We start from the raw sequence: 17,647 nt of genomic DNA, 5'->3' as shown, positions 1-17,647 counted from the left end.
GTCAGGGATTTCAGTCAGTCAGGGATTCTTGCCAGTCAGGGATTCCTGTCAGTCAGGGGTGGACCTGGTCCAGCACGTCGCGAATGCAGCTTGCCAGTTCATGGCGCCGGTAGGGTTTTGACAGCAGCCGCACCTGTTCCGGCACATTGCCGCGATCGCGCGCGGCGCCTTCGGCAAATCCCGTGACCAGGATGACCTTGATCTGGGGGTGATTGTGCAGCACATGCTTCGCCAGATCGAAGCCGCTGAGCCCGCCGGGCATGGCGATGTCGCTGAAGACCAGATCGATCCGCACTTTCTTGGCTAGGAGATCGATCGCCTCTCCGGCATCGCGCGCTTCCAGCACATGATAGCCGAGATCCTTCAATCCCATGACGGCTGTCTTGCGCACGGCGTCCTGATCATCGACCACCAGGATGGTTTCGTGGCCAATACGCGACAGAGGGAACTTGTCATCCATGGGCGCCACCGCCGCAGCTTCCGCCATGGCCCGCGGCAGATAGAGATTGACCGTCGTGCCCAGGCCCATCTCGCTATACGCACCGAGATGGCCGCCGGATTGCTTGGCAAAGCCATAAACCATGCTGAGGCCAAGCCCCGTCCCGTGCCCTGGCTTTTTCGTCGTGAAGAAAGGCTCAAATACCCGCTCCAGAATTTCGGGCGGCATGCCGGACCCCGTATCGCTCACCGCGATCCTGACATAATCGCCTTCCGTCACCTCCTGCTTGCTGCCGGCATAGGAGGCGTCGAGATGCACATTGCTGGCCTCAATCGTGAGCGCCCCGCCATCGGGCATCGCATCGCGGGCATTGATGGCCAGATTGAGGATCGCGGTTTCGATCTGGTTGGGATCGGCCAGACATGGCCACAGGCCCTGCGGCGTATTCACGGTCACCGTGATCGTGTCGCCCAGCATACGGCCGAGCATCACACCGGATTCCTTGAGCAACCGGGTGATATCCGTGGGCGTCGGGTCCAGTTGCTGGCGCCGTGCGAAGATCAGCAACTGCTTGGTCAGTTCGGACCCACGCAGGGCGCCGCCGATCGCTTCTTCTGCCAGCTCGCGCGAGATCGGGTCGGCCAGCCGGCCGACAAGTGATTCGAGATTGCCCACCACGATGCTGAGGATGTTGTTGAAGTCGTGAGCAATGCCACCCGTCAGCTGCCCCACCGCCTCCATCTTCTGTGCCTGGCGCAACTGGTCCTCGACATGCTGTTGCCGCGCGGCGTTCTGCTTCACCTCGTCATAGGCGCGGCGGATTTCTTCGGCCTGTTCGGTGGCCGCCGCTGCCATCTCGCGCAACGACGCTTCCAGATTGACATTGGCAATGGCGGTCGCCGTGGCGCGGGCGAGACTCTCCAGAAGGGCCACTTCCTCTGCATCGGGTACGTAGTGCCGGGCCCAATAGGCGCCGATCGCTGCCAGCGGGTCTTCGAGGCGCACCGGAATCATCACCAGGCTTTTGACAAAGGTCGGGCGATAGGCGTCGTGGGGAATACGTGGATCGGCATAGATATCCGGCACCACGACTGACTGCTTGTTGAGCATTGCCCAGCCGGAAATGCAGGAGCTCATGGGAAATTTGTGACCCTTCCACAAGGGCCCGATCGCCTCTTCATCGACATAGTAACAGGACTGTCCTTCGCGCAGGACAATGGTGACACCGTCGGCACCGGAGATTTTCCTGGCTGCGTGCTTCACGATATCGATGACACGCGCAAAATTGCGGGCAGCAGACAGCTGTTCGATAGCATCGATCAGTGTGTGCCAGGTCGCGCGCTGCAGAACGGCAATATCCTGATCTGGATCACCTGATTGGCGTACCGGCAATTCTGGCGTCATCGAATCCGCTCACCGCCGAATGGTTCTAACTGCACCTAGGTACTCAACCGGGATAACTCGGCTCTCACGACATCAACGTCACAGAGGAAGCCTAGTGAACGCAGCAAGTGCCGTAAATGGTAATAAAACCGAAAAAACAACCAATTAGAGTTAATAAAAAGTGACTTTTGATCAATATTCGCGAGATCAGAACAAGAGCACGCTCCCAGGGAACCATCGTCCCATGGCGCGCGTTTGGCTTATTCACTTCACACCATCCCACCGGAAACCATCTCATGAAAATTGAAAATCAGGTGATCGGCCAGGTGATCGGCCAAGTGATCGGGTTGGCAGTGCTCGCCTTCCTCCTGCCGATCCTTGGCGACAGCCCAGCACGCGCGAGTTCAGACGCGGCCTGGGCGGAATTGGCGGCGAAGGCGACCAAGGCCTGTCTGCTGGCAAGTGATCTGGATGCTGCGACCGTCACATGGTCGACGCTCGATTTCGAAACCAAGGCTGCGGCGCTGGTCGCGGGTAAATGGAAGCCGAAACACATGAAGGGGCAGAAGGCCGCAATGCTCTGCCTCTATGATAAACGCTCCGGCCTCGCCGAGGTGCAGGAGTTCGACCGGAATCTGCTGAAATAACCGATTGCCTTCAGGCCGCCTCGGCCACCTGCTTCAACAGCCAGTCGCGAAAGGCGCGGATCTTGGGCAGATTGCGCCGCTCCTGCGGATAGACCAGCCAATAGTCCACATTTTCCGGCGCCACGATCGGCAACACCTGTACGAGCCGGCCGGCGGCGATATCCGCCCGGAAGAAGGCAGGTGTCAGTAGTGCGAGCCCCTGGCCGTTCGCCGCCGCAAGACCCAGCATCACTTGGGTCTCGACCATGATGTTGGGGCCGGATGTCGGCTGCGGGTCATTGATCCCGGCAAAGGCGAACCAACGTCGCCAGGCATTGTCGGTCCAGTCGAGCAGCGGCAGGCGCAGAAGATCGGCTGGTCCCTCGATGCGACCGGCACGCGCCAGAAAATCGGGACTGGCGAAGACGGCAAGCTCCAAGGGCATCAGTTTGTGGGCCGCAAGGCCCGGCCAGACGCCATTGCCGCTGCGAATGCCGACGTCAAAATTCTCCTGCGCGAAATTGATCCAGCGCGAGGAGGCATCCAGGCGCACAGCAATGTTGGGATGGGCAATCTGGAAGGTGCCAAGACGCGGCACCAGCCAATTGGCGCAGATCGTGTGCACGGCCGTCACCGACAAGACACCTTCATCGCTGGCACGCAGAGCATCGAAGGCAAGCGTCAGGCGCTGGAAGGCTTCAGCCACTGCCGGCGCCAGGCGTTTGCCAGCCTCCGACAGCACCACCTTGCGTGCCTGGCGCAGGAACAGGGGCGATCCGACCCGATCTTCCAGTTGCTTCACCTGGTAGCTGACCGCAGCCTGGGTCAGGCCCAATTCCTCGGCTGCCTTGGTAAAACTGCCATGACGGGCCGCTGCCTCGAAAGCACGGATGGCGGCAAGCGGCGGCAATTTCGACATGGTCTATCCATAAGCCAAATTGATGAATTACCCCAGAGGATCGATTTGTTTTCTCGACCTGTCCAGCACAAACTGAAGGTGAAAGATAAAGGTGATTAGGCCTTATCCACAATTCCAGAGGTGCAGTGATGAGAGAGAATGCTGGCTTTGCGACCGTCCGCTGGTTTGCCGCGAGCCTTGCCGCCTTTTCCTGGCTGGGAAGAATCCGCCTTGGCCGCCGCACGGATTGCCGGGAACAAAGCGTCCGCTTCGAAGACCTGTCGCCACACATCCTGCGGGATCTCGGTTTTTCCGCGCAGCATGCCCGGGACTTGGCCGCCCAGGAACGCACCCGTTTCCTAAGCTAGGCGCAGAGCTTTGACGGTCGTCACGCGCTGACGGGCAACGTCGAAGCCGGTGGTGGTCACGGCCATGAACAGCGAGTTGAGGATCGCCTCCTCCGTGGCTTCAATCGCGCCCAGGAACAAGGGGGACATCTGCTCATTGGGCAGGTCGGACAATTGTGCCACGCGCCGCCGGCGCTCAGGCGTGCGGCGCACGCTGTCAGCGGTGGAAAAGGCGAGCGCATAGTCGCCCGACCCGTTGCTGAGCGCTGCGCCTGTGCGCGCCAGGCCGGCGAAGCATCGCTCTGCCAGACGTTTGAGATTGCGATCGGAAAGCGGCGCATCGGTTGCCAGCACAATCATGATCGATCCGTCGGCGTCAGCAGTGGCAATGTCGCCGACCGGCCGTCCGTCGATCCGCAGCGCACCGCCATAGTTGGACTGCACGAGGACACCGACGTGATAGGCACCGCCCTCGGTATTGACGCGCCGTGAGCTGGTTCCGATACCACCCTTCACATCGAAAGCCACTGTGCCGGTACCGGCCCCGACACACCCTTCAGCCACCATCCCGGCACTGGCGGTTTCAATCGCCTGCACAACTTGCTCCGATGTCGGCCAAGTCGCGCGGATGTCATTGAGATGGCCATCATTGGTCTCGCCGACCACGGCGTTGACCGACCCCACGCGCTCATTGCCGGGTTGCGCCAGGGTCCAGCGATTGATGCCCTCGATGGCGCGGCCGACCGCGAGCGTATTGGTAAGGATGATCGGCGTTTCGATCTCGCCCAGTTCCACAAGCTGCGTCGACCCGGCGAGCTTGCCGTAGCCGTTGAGAATCGCAAGCCCGGCAGGCACTTTGTCGCGATAGAGGTTGCCACCGTGCGGCAGGATCGCCGTCGCACCCGTGCGCGTACGCTCACCCTCTTTCAGAGTGACATGGCCGACCAGCACACCAGAAACATCGGTGATGGTGTTGAGCGGTCCGGTCGGCCATGAGCCGACGACGATACCAAGGTCGCGGGCGCGCTGGCCGCGGGCTGGTGCAATTTGATCGGACATCGTGCGGCATCGTCATTGTTTCGGTGAGTTGCCCGATCCTAGCGCGTGCTGGGGACGATATGAATAGAGGCGAGCTTCTGGGCCGAAAATACAAAATAGTCCCAAAAATACAAAACCCGCTTCGCACCCGTGAGGGTGCCGGAAGCGGGTTCTGCTGTCAGTCATCGACTTTAGGTGGGAATCACCGGGGCCGACAAACAGACGGTCGTGAAAGGTCGGTTTAGACCGATTCTTTCAATTCCTTGGCGGCGCGGAAGGCAATCTTCTTCGACGCCTTAATCTTGATGCTCTCGCCCGTGGCGGGGTTCCGGCCCATGCGCGCGGCGCGCTTGCGAACCTGCAGGATTCCGAGGCCGACGAGGCGGATCTTGGCGCCCTTCTTCAGCTGCTTGCCGACCGAGGCGATGACATCCGTGAGGATCGTCTCGACCTGCTTCTTCGGCAGTTCATGCGCCTCGGCGGCTTCCGCGGCGAGATGCTTCAAGGTAATGACGGCCTGTTTGCCGGCTGCTGCTTTGGGGGCGGCTTTCTTGGCCGCGGCTGCTTTAGCCATGATAGTTAGCTCCTTGTGTCTTGCGGTTAATCCAGATGAGGGGACCACACCACGATGATCAATTCAACGATTCGCTGCACCAGAGGGCGGGAATCGGCCTGATTCAGGCTTAGCAAGAGCAAATTGCACGATCATTGGCGAGTCGGCTACTCCACTTTGTACACTGCACGGTCCACCACCGGGACCATTTTGCTCGGGTCAGCATCCTCGCGCCGCCCCATCATATAGGGGCATGGCCCCTCCCCCTGGAGCGTCAGCTCCACCCCCAGGGACTGCCCAAATGCGATCAGTGCCTGCTCGTCATCCGCCGCCAGCTCGGTATAGGTATAGTCGTCCACTTGTCGCCAGAGCGCATAACGCGGCATAGATCATCTCCAGAGGTCATGTCTTCGCCCAGTCACATCTTCACGCAGTCACAACACCCGAAAACGGCATTCGATGCGTGTCGAAATGACCCGCAGCTGATTTTGCCCGCCTTTCTGGGCGGATAATGGCCGCAGGCCCACGTTCCGGTGCTACCCTGCCCGTCCAAACTGCGCAGCATCTCCAGCAGCGACAGGCGCCTGGAACCGGCGCTCTCCCAAGGAGTTCCTTGTGGACAGATATCGAGGCCCCGGGCCGACAATTACGGGCCGATAACCACGGGCCGATAACGAGGATCAGTATGCGATACGACATTTACCGCCGCGACAATGCGATCATGGTGATCGAAAGCGCGAAGCCACCCCAGAATGTGGATATCATGAAGTGGACACGACTTCATATCTCGGCAACACATTATGTGCTTGCCGGCAAGGCGAAGACGGTCGCGTTGATCGACGAGGAAATCAAGGCCCACGGCATGAGCACCTTCCCGATGAAGGCTGGTGCGCGCAGCTTCTAGAACTCACCCCTCCCCAAGGACATATTCTGGGGCGCATTCTGGCTCACACATAAAAAAACCTGGATCTATTGGCTTCCCAACAGATCCAGGTTTTTCCGTCTACTCGGTGCGAATGGCAGAGCAGATCCCCACCGACCTCGCGCTCGAGCTATCTGTTAGCTCGCAAGCAGTAGTGCCAATTCATGATCATTCGCCGTGGTCGGGATATGCGCCATGGCACTTGCATGAGACTCGTCCACCGCGGCCAGCGACGGCACCGGTGTGTCGACAATCGTAATCACGAGATCAGCGCCACCCGGCTTGCTGTTGCTGTTATCCGCGTCTGTACCACCGATGAGGTCGACGTCGCCGTCAGCATCCTTCGTCTCGTAATGGAAGACAACATCCGTATCGGCCTTCACTTCAGTCGCTGCGAAGGTATAGTCGCCAGTCTCGAAATCGAAGGTCATCTTGCCATATTCCGTATCGAACGACACTTCGTGGTTGTTCACGGTAACATTCTGACCGCCAGTATAGGTCGCCGCCGCCGCCGAGCCATCCCACTTGACCTCAATCGTATACGCCGGATTGGCACCGACATATGACAGTACATCGATATGCGTGGTGCCATCACCACCGACATCGGCCTGACCCGGCACGCCATTATCGCCCACACCAGACGTATCGACGCCGGTGAGAACATTGCCGGAGACTGGATGTACCTCGATGGTTGAAACGAGAACCGAAGAAAGGTCGGCCGCCGGATCGGTCACAGATATAACGTCTCCGGGAGGCAAGCTGTCACCATCCGGGCGCGCCACACTTATCAGGTCCGGATCGCTGGCGCTGACATCATCACCGATGCCGACGGCATAAACATGATCGATGCCATTGGCGGGATGCTCAAGGAAGCTATCCCATGCATCCTTCTGCGCATCAGTCAGATGGACATTATGAACATGACCGTCGGGGCCTCTCTCTTGTGGCAGGCCATCGGAGAGGAAATAAACGACGTTGTTGGTATCGCCCGGCAGCTTGCCGCTTGCCCCCCAAGCATCCGCCGCCGTGTCGAGCGCCGCCGCGTAGTTCGTCAGGCCTTCAGCAATCAATGCAGGCGCGTTCAAAGCAGCGATCGCATCTGCCACACTACCCCAGCTGAAATACTGCGACGCCCCCGTGTTGAAAGTCACAATGGTAACAGCCACATCACCCAGTGCTTCATAGGTCAACAGCAGGTTCGCGAGGACCTCTTTGGCGACATCGATGCGCTTCTGCACGCCAGGCAATGTTTGGTCCGCATCCTCATTCATTGTGAAGGACGTATCCAACACGATCATGATGTTCGTGTCGCGATAGGTCGATTCTTCGCCCGTATTGGCGTCGTTGTAGTTGATCGGCACCAAGTTTTCAGGCGTGGTGGCAGCTGCCGTCTCAGGCGCATCCTCCGGGATGAGGACCCGGTTCTCGACCTGGATCAGACCATAGCTTAGGGCCGTGGCACCGAGGCCACCGATGGCATTCAAGCCACCAATGCCAGCCGACGGATCGAACGGTGTGAATACGCCGCCATTGTTGTCGACGCCCGTCCCGGGATCGCCAGCACCCGGGCCCGCCGCTGTCTGAATATCGAGATTGGGATCCGTTGTGGCAACGGTTGCGGCCACGTCGACGGGGTCCCCGCTCGTGTCCACGACATTGACGCCGCCATTTTCCACCGCATCCGCATATCCCTGCAGAATGATCGTCGTGTCGCCGGACTTGATGGCCACGTTGCCATTGTCGTCGCTAAAGCGCGCGCTCAGATCGTCATCCTCGAAGGGCAGGCGAATGGTCGAACCGGCAATGACGGGGATGCGCACGACGTTCTGCCCTGCCGGCACCGTGACATCCACGGTCTCAGACCCGGACTGGGTCAGATAGGTCCGCTCGACATCGTCTTGCGAAATAGTACCGGAATCTCGATCCAAATTGACGATCACGGGATGGGTGTCAGCGTTCATGGGGTGGTCCTTCCGGTGCGTTGGATGGATATTTAGCTGTGCAACTGCTTATCATTTGCGGCTGAAACTACGTGAGCACGACCAACGTAGTGCAGCGCAAAAAGTTGCTTGCGGTTAGCTAAACTCCGCAGGTGGGATTCGGTCAACGGAACAATATGATTAAAATACCAGATTTGTTACTTATTCGGCGTATGTGACGCATGTGCCACAGTAATGTCTCAGATACTTCACAGCCGTTGCGCTCACTATTTTTCAAACTCGCACATGATTGCAAGTATTCCTAAAGCGGACAAACTGCTAGTTCAAAAAGCAAATTGCCCGCTTTTTAGTCACCCCACAAAGGAAGCTGCAGGTCATAGGGAATAGTTTCCGCTTGCGACAGGGGCCATTTTCGCAGCAACCTAAAGTCGCGTATTTGACGCAATGTACGGATCGCCTATAATCCTTAACGGCGCTAAAACGCTGCCAATAAGCTATCTTTTGACCACTACCGCAACGCACAAAACCGACGCGATTTTCGGGCGCTTGCGATCGTCGGACAAATGCATATTGTGCACTGCAATGTCCTCTGAGATCAGGCCCTGGTCATGTTCGCAACACCGCGTCGGCTTCCTGCGCTGGCCCTGATGGGCCTGCTTTTTTGCGCCGTGCTGGCCGGTTGCGATTCACCGGAGGAGCGGGCCAGCGATTTCACCAGCCGCGGCAAGGCACTCTATGAAAGTGGCGACGAGGTCAAGGCAGCGCTCGAATTCCGCAATGCGCTGAAGGCGAACCCGGTCGCGGCCGAACCGGCCTGGTACCTTGCCAAGATCGCCGAGAAGGCTGGGGACCTGCAGGGGGCGTTCGGCTATTACACCGCCGTTGCCGACCAGGACCCGCGCAATGCCGATGCGCAGCTGGCCGCCGGCCGTCTGGCGCTCCTGTTCGGTCGCACCGACGATACCGTCTACCGGGCTGACAAGCTGATCACCCTCACGCCGGAGAAGGCCGATGGCTATCTCTTGAAGGCAGCGGCCGAGATCGCCAGAAACAAGCCACCGGCAGCCGAGACATTGCTCCAGAAAGTCCTGACGCTTGATGCAGACAATGTCGACGCGATCGGGATGCTGGCGGAAATCCGGGCCCGTCGCCAAGATTATGAGGCGGCCCTCCAACTCTTGAACCGCGGCCTCACAATCGCACCACAGAATGTTGAGCTGCTGGGCGCCAAGCTGGCGCTGGCAAAGCTGCGCCACAATGATGACGAGGCCGTCGCCCTCCTCCGCCGTCTCCACGCAGCACGGCCGAAGGACCCGGGTTATGTGGATGAACTGGCGATGGCTCTGTTGGCCACTGGGCGCGAGGATGAAGCGAAATCGACCTATGAGGCGGCGATCCGTGCCGGCGGCGCCAATCGCGCCATGACCGTGAGATATGCAGCATTCCTCGAACAGAATTTTGGGATACAAAGCGCCCTTGCCGGCGTCGCGGGCCTACCGGACACGGCCATGCCGAAGGCACAGAAGCTGCAGTTCCTGGGCCAGATGGCGGTCAAGGCCGGCGATTTGGCGGCTGCTGAACGCAGCTTCCAGGAGCTTGGCGCCGAGGGCGGTGATCTGGCCAATCAATCGAATGCCCAAACGGGCCTCGCACAGGTTGCTCTGCTGCGCGGCGATATCACCAAGGCACGCGCGAGCGTCGAGGCAGTGCTCGCCAAAGACCCGGGCAATGAGCCGGGCCTGCTGGTGCGGGGTGCCATCTCTTCGGCGGAGCAGCAGTTTGATGCCGCCATTGCCGATGCCCGCACTGTGCTGCGTACGGATCCCGATTCAGCGCCGGCCTTTTCCCTGCTGGCGCGGACCTATCTTGCCATGGGCGACAGGACGATGGCGGCGCAGTCTTTGCGCGACCTCATTCGAGTTGATCAGTCGGACGCACAGGCCCGCCTCGACCTGGCCGGCCTTTTGGCAAACACAGCTCCAGGTGAGGCTATTTCTCTGCTGGACCAAGCCATTGCGCTGCGCCCCAACGCCCCGGAACTGCGGGCGCAAAAGGCCCTCTACCTCCTGCACCTGGGCGAGCGCGACAAGGCCGAGATCATCGGTGGCGAGCTTGCATCCAAAGATAAAGACAATGCCGCTCTCGGCAATCAAGTCCTTGCAGAAGTAGCGATGGCGCGCGCGGACTTTACCACGGCGATCGATCGTTTTCAGGACGCCATCAAGGAAGGCGGCAGCTTCACGACCCTCGGACCGAAGCTGACACAGGCCTATGTCAATCTCGGCCGAACGGCCGATGCTGAGGTCATGCTGAAGGATCGCATCCACCAGCATCCCGATGAGGCCGCCAGCTATCTGCTTCTGGCGTCGATAAGGCGCCATGCCGGGGCGCTCGACGAGGCCGATGCGCTCCTGATGCAAGCCATCGAATCACGCCCTAGCGATCCAGCATCTTATGTCGCCATGTCACAATCCATGATGGCGCAGGGTTATGCCGCCGATGCCGCGAGGTTGATGCAGATCGCCGCCGACCGTTTCCCGGAGAGTGAGAATGTCCAGGCCATCTCGGCCGCGGCAGCCGACTCCCTTGGCAACTTCCCGGCAGCACAGGCTGGTTATGAGAAAGTCCTGGCAAAATGGCCAGAGAACGCCCTCGCCGCCAACAACCTCGCAGCCCTTATCGCTGACGTCTCCGCCACCGATTCGCCGCAGCTGACGCGCGCACGGCAGTTGGCAGAGCGATTCCGCGGCAGCAATAACCCGCAACAACTTGATACACTGGGCTGGGTCCTGCTCCGCCAGGGAGAAGTGCAGGACGCCACGGTCGTCCTTGCCAAAGCGGTCGATTTGGCGCCCCACAATCAACAGATACTCTATCACTACGCCGTGTCGCTCAGTCAGAAGGGGCTGAAAGACAAGGCGCGCGCCACGGTCGCCCGCGCGATTTCCGATAGCCCGACATACCGCGGCATCGAAGATGCACGGCAACTGGCCGACAGCCTGCAATAGACCCGTTGGCCGCCGCAGATACGATAGCGATGTTACCCAAAAGCAACAGAATCGCGGCTTATCCAAGAATTTTAAAAGGACATACGAGCGTGTGTTCGATCGTGCCTTTTATGATTGGATACTGGCAAAATTTGCCCTAATTATTGATCCAATCAGTGTATGGGCGAGCTATGGGGGACATCTTGAAATTTCTGTCGCGCGGGTTGACGGCGAGTGCTGCGGGCGTGCTCTGCGCCCTGGCTATTTCTGGAGCGCCTGCCTTGGCTGCGCCCATGAGCGCGTCCGAGATTTTGAACACATACAATCTCGTCGTCTTTGGCGACCTCGACAGCAGTTCGCATGTCGACGGCAGAGCCTTCGTCAGCGGCAATGCTGCCGGCGGCGATTATGGCCAGCATTACAACCAGTTGCCGGTCAGCCCGGAAAGCACGTTGACGGTCGGTGGCAACTTGACCGGCAGCGTCAACATCAATGGCAAGGGTCTGACCGTTGGCGGCAACATCGCCACCAGCAACCTCAATGTTAATGGTGGCGGCGACGTCTTTGTCGGTGGTGACCTGAAGAGCAGTTTCAACGCCAATTTCAATGGATCCGGCAATCTTTATGCCAAGGGTTCGGTGACCAACGGCGCCAACATCAATGCCAATGGCGGCAGCATTTATCTGGGCGGCACCGTGCAATCGGGCACCGCCAACGGCGCGCATGTGAACTCGCCGATCCCAGCCAGCGTCGTGCCGGATGTGGCTGCCCAAGCCAGCGAAATGCATGAGACGATGACCAAATACTCGTCCTATCTTTCGACCCTCGCCGCCAACAGCTCGACCGGCGCCAATGGCAACAAGGTCACCTTCACCGCGACTCCCGACGAGAATGGCTTGGCGATCTTTACCATCAGCGATGCCGTCAGCTTCTTTAACGGTGCCGGCGAATTTCAATTCGTCCTCAACGGTGCCACCTCCGTCGTCATCAATGTTCTTGGTGCCGGTGGCCAAGCCATCAACATCGCAGCAAACTTCCTGAACGACATCGCCAAATTGTTGGCGACGAATACCATCTGGAATTTCGTCGATGCGACGGAAATCAACATTCAGAACCAGTTCGGCGGATCCATCCTGGCCTTGTTGGCGCACGTCACCAACTACAACAATATCGAAGGGACCTTGATCGCCGGTTCGGTGACGCAGAAGGGTGAAATCCACTATAACGGCAACATCAACGTGCCGGTCTCGCAGACGCCGATCCCGCCGGCCCTGCCGCTCTTCGCCGCGGCCCTCGGTGGCTTGGCGCTGGCTGGGCGCATGCGCGCCAGACGCCGCGCCGCCGCCTGAATGAGGCATAAAAAAGCCCCCGTCCAGCTATCTGGGCGGGGGCTTTTTCTATTCAGGCCGACAGGCGTTTCAGGCTGACAGGCGTCGTGGGCGCCCGAGGCTGGCATACCGGAAACCGGCATCGGTCATCTCCTCCGGCCGGTAGATGTTGCGCAGGTCAACGATGCTGGGGGCCTTCAAGAGGCGTTTCACGCGCGCAAGATCGAGTGCCCGATAATTGTTCCATTCCGTCAGAATGACGAGCACATCGCTGCCGACCATCGTCTGGTAGGGATCTTCGCAATATTCGATCGTATCTTCAAAATGCTTGCGCGCTTCGTGCATGCCGACGGGATCATGGGCGCTCACTTTGGCACCGCGCTTGATCAGCTCCGGCAGGACAACGAGACTGGGCGAGTCACGCATGTCGTCCGTATTGGGCTTGAAGGTCAGGCCAAGGACGGCAACCCGCTTGCCAGTCACACCGCCATCGACGGCGCTCTCAATCCTGTCGACCATTTGCAGCTTGCGAGCTTCGTTGAACTCCACGGTCGATTCAATGAGCGAGATAGGCGATTGGGCATCACGCGCCGTCTTCACCAATGCCAGAGTATCTTTCGGAAAACAGGAGCCGCCGTAACCGGGACCTGGATGCAGGAACTTTGACCCGATACGGCCATCAAGCCCGATACCACGCGCAACGTCGTGGACATCGGCGCCGACCTTCTCACACAGATCCGAGATCTGGTTGATAAAGGTGATCTTCATCGCCAGGAATGCGTTGCTTGCATATTTGGTAAGTTCGGCCGTCTCGAGATTCGTGAACAGGGCCGGCGTTTCCAGCAGAAACAACGGGCGATAGAGCTTCTGCATCACTTCTTTTGCGGCTGCCGTCTCACAGCCAATGACAACCCGGTCCGGACGCATGAAATCGTTGATGGCGGAGCCTTCGCGCAGGAATTCCGGATTGGAGACCATGTCAAACTTGGCATCCGGATTTGCCTTGCGAATGATCTCGGCGACCTTGCGCCCAGTGCCGACCGGCACGGTCGATTTCGTGGCCACAACCGTATAGTCGCGGATGTTCTTCGCGATGGTTTCCGCGGCGGCGTACACATAGCTGAGGTCGGCATGTCCGTCGCCGCGCCGGCTGGGCGTGCCAACGGCGATAAACACCGCCGCAGCCCCTTCCATGGCCTTGTCCAGCTCTGTCGTGAAGGTGAGCCTTTGACGCACCACATTGTTATGCACGAGCGTGTCCAGTTGGGGCTCGTAGATCGGCATCTTCCCCTCTTGGAGCATGGCGATCTTCCGCGGGTCTTGGTCGACGCACACGACATCGAAACCAAACTCGGAAAAACAGGCACCGGAGACAAGGCCGACATAACCGGCGCCGACGATCGCAATTTTCATCTCGAATCCTTCATGTGATGATGGCGCGCCTCACCGCGCGGTAAGCAAATCCGTTGTCAAATGCCGCCGAAGCGGCGATACCGACGACGATACTCGTTCACTGCCGCCAGCAGATCTTCCGCCGTGAAGTCCGGCCAGAAGCGATCGACAAACAACATTTCTGCATAGGCAATCTGCCATAATAGGAAGTTGCTCACCCTCTTTTCGCCACTGGTTCGAATGAGAAGATCCGGGTCGGGCAAGAAGGCGCTCTGCAGCTTCAAGGCAATGCAAGACTCGTCTATGTCAGCCGGGCTCAAACGACCGGCCGCGACGTCCCGTGCCAGTTCTTGCACACACGCAACGATCTCCGACCTGGCGCCATAGTTGAGTGCGATTGTGAGATTGAGGCCGATATTGTCGCGCGTACGAATTTCGGCTCTTTCGATCAGCGCCACGATATCGCCCGGCAGCCCGGCGCGATCGCCAATCACTGCCAAGCGCACATTATTCTTATGTAGCTGCTCGATATCCTTCTTGAGGTAGTTCCTGAGCAACCCCATCAGATAATCGATTTCGCTGGTTGGCCTCTGCCAGTTTTCGGTTGAGAAGCCGAAAAGCGTCAGGTGGGTCACGCCAATCCTGGCCGCTGCTTCGATGACCTTTCGTGCGCTCTCGGCACCGAAATAGTGGCCCATCGTTCTGGGCAGGCCGCGCGATTTCGCCCAGCGGCCGTTGCCGTCCATGATGATCGCGACGTGGAATGTCGTTTGGGGACCGCCGGCGGACGACCGTACGGAGGATGTCAGCGCTTGAGGCACACTTTCAAGCTGCGCAGCCGGCGCGCTCGACAGCCTAGTCATGAAAGCCTCTTCTTTTTCTTATTGGCATTTGCCTCATGGCCAGACGTCAAAACCGCAATACGGTTTATGCCCGACGAGACGATCTAGAAAGCGTTCTTCGTCCGGATCAACTCCACCGCCGTCATGATGAGGATGCGGAGGTCAAAGGAGAATGACCAGTTATCGATGTAGTAGATATCATGCTGCACACGGGCGACCAGCAGCTCGGGCTCCTCGATGGCACCGCGAAGGCCGCGGACCTGGGCCCAACCGGTGATGCCTGGCTTCACCCGATGCCGGACTGCATATTCACGCACGATCTCGTCACACAGCTGATCACCAACCTGCATGCCCAAAGCGTGCGGACGCGGGCCGACAAGCGACATTTCGCCACGAAGGACATTTAGCAACTGCGGCAACTCGTCGATGCTGGTCCGGCGGAGCAAGGCGCCGACACGCGTGATCCGGGAGTCGTTGCGCTTGGTCTGCTGCTTGGCGTCAAGATCGGCGCAATCGACATACATCGAGCGGAATTTATAGACACTGAAGCGCTTATTGTTGAACCCCATACGCGGCTGCAGGAACCAGACCGGCCCGGTACTGTCCAATTTGATTGCCAGCGCTGCGATCAGAAAGACCGGGGAGAGCAATATGAGCAGGCCAAGCGCGGCGACGAAATCAAAACACCGCTTGGCCACCCGGCCCAGAGCCGACTGCGCCCGACGACCGACATCAAGCAGCTGCGGGTACGGGTCGCGATTGAGTTGCCGGTCGACACGTCCACCGACGAATTCCGGCACCAGGGCGACGTCGACATCGAGATGCCGCAACCGCTGGAGCAATTCCAGGATCCGCTCTTCGGCGCGCATCGGCAAGGCGATCAGGACCTTTTCGATGTCCGGATTCTCATGGACCATCGACAAGAGGCGGGTCATGCCGCGTTCCACGGGAATACCGTCAATTTCGACCGGCACCCGATCTATACGGTCGTCAAATACGCCACGAACCTGCACGGTATCCGGATAATCGTCCCGGATCATCTGCATGAGCCGCTGCCCGATCGCGTCCGCGCCAAAGAGAACGACCTGGGTCGCCAGGAAGCCCGACGATTGCAGGCTACGCAGATAGCCGATGATCAGCAGCCGTTCAAAGCAAAGCGCGCCGGCCGACAGGCCAGCGAACGTCAGTTCAAGAGACAGGAAGTCCGCAGAGGCCGCCTTGGCCTGCATGCCGGCGGCAATGTTTCCAGACATTGCTACGCTCTGCGCCAGGGTCCACTCAATGCCGGTTGCAAACAGGACCGCAACCAATGTGATCAGCGCCGGCACGAGCGCAAACTGGGTGCGCGAGACACGCGAGATCCGAAAATAGCTTTCGCCGCGATAGGATTGCGCCAGGGTGTGCGCGACGACAAAACACATTGCACTGGTGACGAAGAAGTGCAGGAGCTCCGGGCGCAAATACAGATCGACGGGCGCCAAAGTACTCGCGGAGACAATTACCATCGTCGCAATAAATACTGCGAAATCGCACAAGGCGAGGACAATGGCGCCCAGCTTGGGATCGCGCGGTATCAGGCGCCCAAGAACGAGGCGCGACGACGCATTCCCACCCGGGACAGACACCACGGATTTCGTATTAAAACTCGGGGCTGTGTGCAGTTGCAGCATAGCGACACCTGTTAATTTCCCCCGACCAATATTTCCCGCGGAGTAATTTTTTTTGCTTATTTATTAAACACATCTGATGAAAATAGCAGCAGACCCTGTTTTCGTCAGAAGGCAACAACGCTGGTTTGGTGAGCATTCTTACCGCAGATGCGAACCGAGCATACCGCAACGCAATAGCTGAGCCAAGACACTTTTTACCTTCTGTAAATCATAAGGGGTTTCCCAGTTAACCGGCGCACAGAGCATGCACATGATTACTAGGCGTGGCTGAGATAATTCTGGGACAAAATCGTGCCGGTTGCCGGGGATATTCCCTTTTATTGCCAGGCATTCTTCACCTGCACCCTCAGTTGTTTCTGTAGCCGGGATAAACCCGGTAGAGCCTGGGCGAGTTCCCAAAATTTCTGCCCCATGCCACGAAAGCCTCAAACCATCTTTACCTGCCTTCATGACACGGAAATGTCGCTGCCGTGAAAGGTGATCTTGCCCTATCGATACACACGAATGTTTGCGCCCATGGCGCGATGCGGGTACATTTGCGGCAACGACTGTAAATATTTATTTCAAGTCATCATGCGGGCGGGGCCAGCAACGGTCGCGCGCTTTCCACGGGGAAACTCAATGTTGAACGGATTCAGGCTATTCTTCGTCGCGTTTGCGACTCTGGCAACGATGGCTTCGGTTCAGGCGCGGGCCGACGACGATTCCTACCGGATAAACGGCGGGGACCAGATTCACATTTCGGTCTACGGGGAGCAAAACCTGAATGATGACGTGACGGTCCAGCCGGACGGCAGACTGTCCTTCCCCCTGGTTGGCAACATCACCGCCTTGGGGCTCACCCTGGAAGAGTTGCAGGCCAAGATCGCCGACAGTCTGCGGCAGAGCCAGTATTTCCCGAATCTGACCAATAACGAGGTGACCGTCGCGCTGCGCAAGGCGACCGGCAACTCGGTTTCGGTCATCGGCCAGGTGAAACAGGCCGGCACCTATACCTTCGACACGCGGCTCGATGTCATGCAGGTTCTGAGCCTCGCGGGCGGCCTCACCCCCTTCGCGGACAAGGAAGGCATTCTGATCCTGCGCCGAGATGCGAGCGGCAAGCAGGTCAAGATCCCGTTCGACTACGAAACCGTGGAAGAAGGGGATCATCTTGATGCCAACATCATACTGAGGGGGGGCGACGTCGTCGTCGTGCCGCAGGCTGGGTTCGGGTTCTAGTGCTCCGGTTCAATTTTCTTCCCCGCAGGCGTCGGCAGCGGAAATGGGCCAATGCCGGCCT

At 58.9% G+C, this 17,647-nt stretch carries 15 protein-coding genes; 6 read left to right on the top strand and 9 right to left on the bottom strand.

Annotated elements, in window-relative coordinates; all coding sequences use genetic code 11:
• Positions 1-52: 52 nt before the first annotated feature.
• Positions 53-1,843: a GAF domain-containing hybrid sensor histidine kinase/response regulator gene (locus AC1DWZ_RS01200; protein ID WP_477167034.1), complete on the bottom strand. Its 1,791-nt coding sequence runs from the start codon at positions 1,841-1,843 to the stop codon at positions 53-55.
• 275 nt (positions 1,844-2,118) lie between these two features.
• Here AC1DWZ_RS01200 and AC1DWZ_RS01195 point away from each other — a divergent pair, with 275 nt between their 5' ends.
• Complete coding sequence (locus AC1DWZ_RS01195; protein WP_477167033.1) at positions 2,119-2,469, top strand: hypothetical protein; 351 nt, start codon at positions 2,119-2,121, stop codon at positions 2,467-2,469.
• A 10-nt stretch (positions 2,470-2,479) separates the two neighbouring features.
• Here AC1DWZ_RS01195 and gcvA read toward each other — a convergent pair whose 3' ends face one another.
• Positions 2,480-3,367 carry a transcriptional regulator GcvA gene (gene gcvA / locus AC1DWZ_RS01190; protein ID WP_477167032.1) on the bottom strand — a complete coding sequence of 296 codons (888 nt, stop codon included), beginning with the start codon at positions 3,365-3,367 and terminating at the stop codon, positions 2,480-2,482.
• 128 nt (positions 3,368-3,495) lie between these two features.
• On the opposite strand from gcvA, the gene AC1DWZ_RS01185 reads away from it, so the two are divergent.
• Complete coding sequence (locus tag AC1DWZ_RS01185; protein ID WP_477167031.1) at positions 3,496-3,714, top strand: hypothetical protein; 219 nt, start codon at positions 3,496-3,498, stop codon at positions 3,712-3,714.
• Here the strand turns inward: AC1DWZ_RS01185 and AC1DWZ_RS01180 are convergent.
• The 3 genes from AC1DWZ_RS01180 to AC1DWZ_RS01170 form a co-directional block, all read right to left on the bottom strand.
• Complete coding sequence (locus tag AC1DWZ_RS01180; RefSeq protein ID WP_477167030.1) at positions 3,706-4,752, bottom strand: DmpA family aminopeptidase; 1,047 nt, start codon at positions 4,750-4,752, stop codon at positions 3,706-3,708. The two genes, AC1DWZ_RS01185 and AC1DWZ_RS01180, sit on opposite strands and share 9 nt — an antisense overlap.
• A gap of 220 nt (positions 4,753-4,972) precedes the next feature.
• A complete protein-coding gene (locus AC1DWZ_RS01175) occupies positions 4,973-5,305 on the bottom strand; it encodes an HU family DNA-binding protein (protein ID WP_477167029.1) in 333 nt (110 codons plus the stop codon).
• Positions 5,306-5,451: 146 nt separating this feature from the next.
• On the bottom strand, positions 5,452-5,670 hold the full coding sequence (locus tag AC1DWZ_RS01170; RefSeq protein ID WP_477167028.1) for a hypothetical protein: 219 nt from the start codon (positions 5,668-5,670) through the stop codon (positions 5,452-5,454).
• Positions 5,671-5,969: 299 nt separating this feature from the next.
• Between AC1DWZ_RS01170 and AC1DWZ_RS01165 the strand changes: the two genes are divergently transcribed.
• Positions 5,970-6,188 carry a hypothetical protein gene (locus AC1DWZ_RS01165; RefSeq protein WP_477167027.1) on the top strand — a complete coding sequence of 73 codons (219 nt, stop codon included), beginning with the start codon at positions 5,970-5,972 and terminating at the stop codon, positions 6,186-6,188.
• Between the two features lie 155 nt (positions 6,189-6,343).
• On the opposite strand, the gene AC1DWZ_RS01160 is transcribed toward AC1DWZ_RS01165, so the two are convergent.
• The gene (locus tag AC1DWZ_RS01160; RefSeq protein ID WP_477167026.1) at positions 6,344-8,167 is read right to left on the bottom strand and encodes a VWA domain-containing protein; all 1,824 of its coding nucleotides are present in this window, start codon (positions 8,165-8,167) and stop codon (positions 6,344-6,346) included.
• Between the two features lie 587 nt (positions 8,168-8,754).
• On the opposite strand from AC1DWZ_RS01160, the gene AC1DWZ_RS01155 reads away from it, so the two are divergent.
• Both AC1DWZ_RS01155 and AC1DWZ_RS01150 read left to right on the top strand, forming a co-directional pair.
• Complete coding sequence (locus AC1DWZ_RS01155) at positions 8,755-11,154, top strand: tetratricopeptide repeat protein (RefSeq protein ID WP_477167025.1); 2,400 nt, start codon at positions 8,755-8,757, stop codon at positions 11,152-11,154.
• 272 nt (positions 11,155-11,426) lie between these two features.
• Positions 11,427-12,482 (top strand): choice-of-anchor A family protein, encoded by a 1,056-nt coding sequence (locus AC1DWZ_RS01150; protein ID WP_477167024.1) that lies wholly within the window; start codon positions 11,427-11,429, stop codon positions 12,480-12,482.
• A 69-nt stretch (positions 12,483-12,551) separates the two neighbouring features.
• Here AC1DWZ_RS01150 and AC1DWZ_RS01145 read toward each other — a convergent pair whose 3' ends face one another.
• The 3 genes from AC1DWZ_RS01145 to AC1DWZ_RS01135 form a co-directional block, all read right to left on the bottom strand.
• Positions 12,552-13,874: a UDP-glucose dehydrogenase family protein gene (locus AC1DWZ_RS01145; protein ID WP_477167023.1), complete on the bottom strand. Its 1,323-nt coding sequence runs from the start codon at positions 13,872-13,874 to the stop codon at positions 12,552-12,554.
• Between the two features lie 56 nt (positions 13,875-13,930).
• Positions 13,931-14,716, bottom strand: coding sequence for an isoprenyl transferase (locus tag AC1DWZ_RS01140; RefSeq protein WP_477167022.1), 786 nt, complete (start codon positions 14,714-14,716; stop codon positions 13,931-13,933).
• An 83-nt stretch (positions 14,717-14,799) separates the two neighbouring features.
• Positions 14,800-16,320 carry an exopolysaccharide biosynthesis polyprenyl glycosylphosphotransferase gene (locus AC1DWZ_RS01135; RefSeq protein WP_477167021.1) on the bottom strand — a complete coding sequence of 507 codons (1,521 nt, stop codon included), beginning with the start codon at positions 16,318-16,320 and terminating at the stop codon, positions 14,800-14,802.
• Between the two features lie 666 nt (positions 16,321-16,986).
• Here AC1DWZ_RS01135 and AC1DWZ_RS01130 point away from each other — a divergent pair.
• A complete protein-coding gene (locus tag AC1DWZ_RS01130; protein WP_477167020.1) occupies positions 16,987-17,586 on the top strand; it encodes a polysaccharide biosynthesis/export family protein in 600 nt (199 codons plus the stop codon).
• The last annotated feature ends 61 nt before the right edge of the window (positions 17,587-17,647 follow it).

The organism is Dongia sp. P2_B8 (genome assembly GCF_056404715.1).
The sequence above is the reverse complement of the archived record's forward strand: the minus strand, read 5'-3'. Positions and strand labels throughout refer to the sequence as shown.

Excerpts from the sequence above, each read along its gene's own strand:
- AC1DWZ_RS01180 (WP_477167030.1), bottom strand. The coding sequence starts at position 4,752 with ATGTCCGATCAAATTGCACCAGCCCGCGGCCAGCGCGCCCGCGACCTT.
- AC1DWZ_RS01160 (WP_477167026.1), bottom strand. The coding sequence starts at position 8,167 with ATGAACGCTGACACCCATCCCGTGATCGTCAATTTGGATCGAGATTCC.
- AC1DWZ_RS01150 (WP_477167024.1), top strand. The coding sequence starts at position 11,427 with ATGAGCGCGTCCGAGATTTTGAACACATACAATCTCGTCGTCTTTGGC.
- AC1DWZ_RS01200 (WP_477167034.1), bottom strand. The coding sequence starts at position 1,843 with ATGACGCCAGAATTGCCGGTACGCCAATCAGGTGATCCAGATCAGGAT.
- AC1DWZ_RS01130 (WP_477167020.1), top strand. The coding sequence starts at position 16,987 with ATGTTGAACGGATTCAGGCTATTCTTCGTCGCGTTTGCGACTCTGGCA.
- AC1DWZ_RS01145 (WP_477167023.1), bottom strand. The coding sequence starts at position 13,874 with ATGAAAATTGCGATCGTCGGCGCCGGTTATGTCGGCCTTGTCTCCGGT.
- AC1DWZ_RS01140 (WP_477167022.1), bottom strand. The coding sequence starts at position 14,716 with ATGACTAGGCTGTCGAGCGCGCCGGCTGCGCAGCTTGAAAGTGTGCCT.
- AC1DWZ_RS01195 (WP_477167033.1), top strand. The coding sequence starts at position 2,119 with ATGAAAATTGAAAATCAGGTGATCGGCCAGGTGATCGGCCAAGTGATC.
- AC1DWZ_RS01165 (WP_477167027.1), top strand. The coding sequence starts at position 5,970 with ATGCGATACGACATTTACCGCCGCGACAATGCGATCATGGTGATCGAA.
- gcvA (WP_477167032.1), bottom strand. The coding sequence starts at position 3,367 with ATGTCGAAATTGCCGCCGCTTGCCGCCATCCGTGCTTTCGAGGCAGCG.
- AC1DWZ_RS01185 (WP_477167031.1), top strand. The coding sequence starts at position 3,496 with ATGAGAGAGAATGCTGGCTTTGCGACCGTCCGCTGGTTTGCCGCGAGC.
- AC1DWZ_RS01175 (WP_477167029.1), bottom strand. The coding sequence starts at position 5,305 with ATGGCTAAAGCAGCCGCGGCCAAGAAAGCCGCCCCCAAAGCAGCAGCC.
- AC1DWZ_RS01155 (WP_477167025.1), top strand. The coding sequence starts at position 8,755 with ATGTTCGCAACACCGCGTCGGCTTCCTGCGCTGGCCCTGATGGGCCTG.
- AC1DWZ_RS01170 (WP_477167028.1), bottom strand. The coding sequence starts at position 5,670 with ATGCCGCGTTATGCGCTCTGGCGACAAGTGGACGACTATACCTATACC.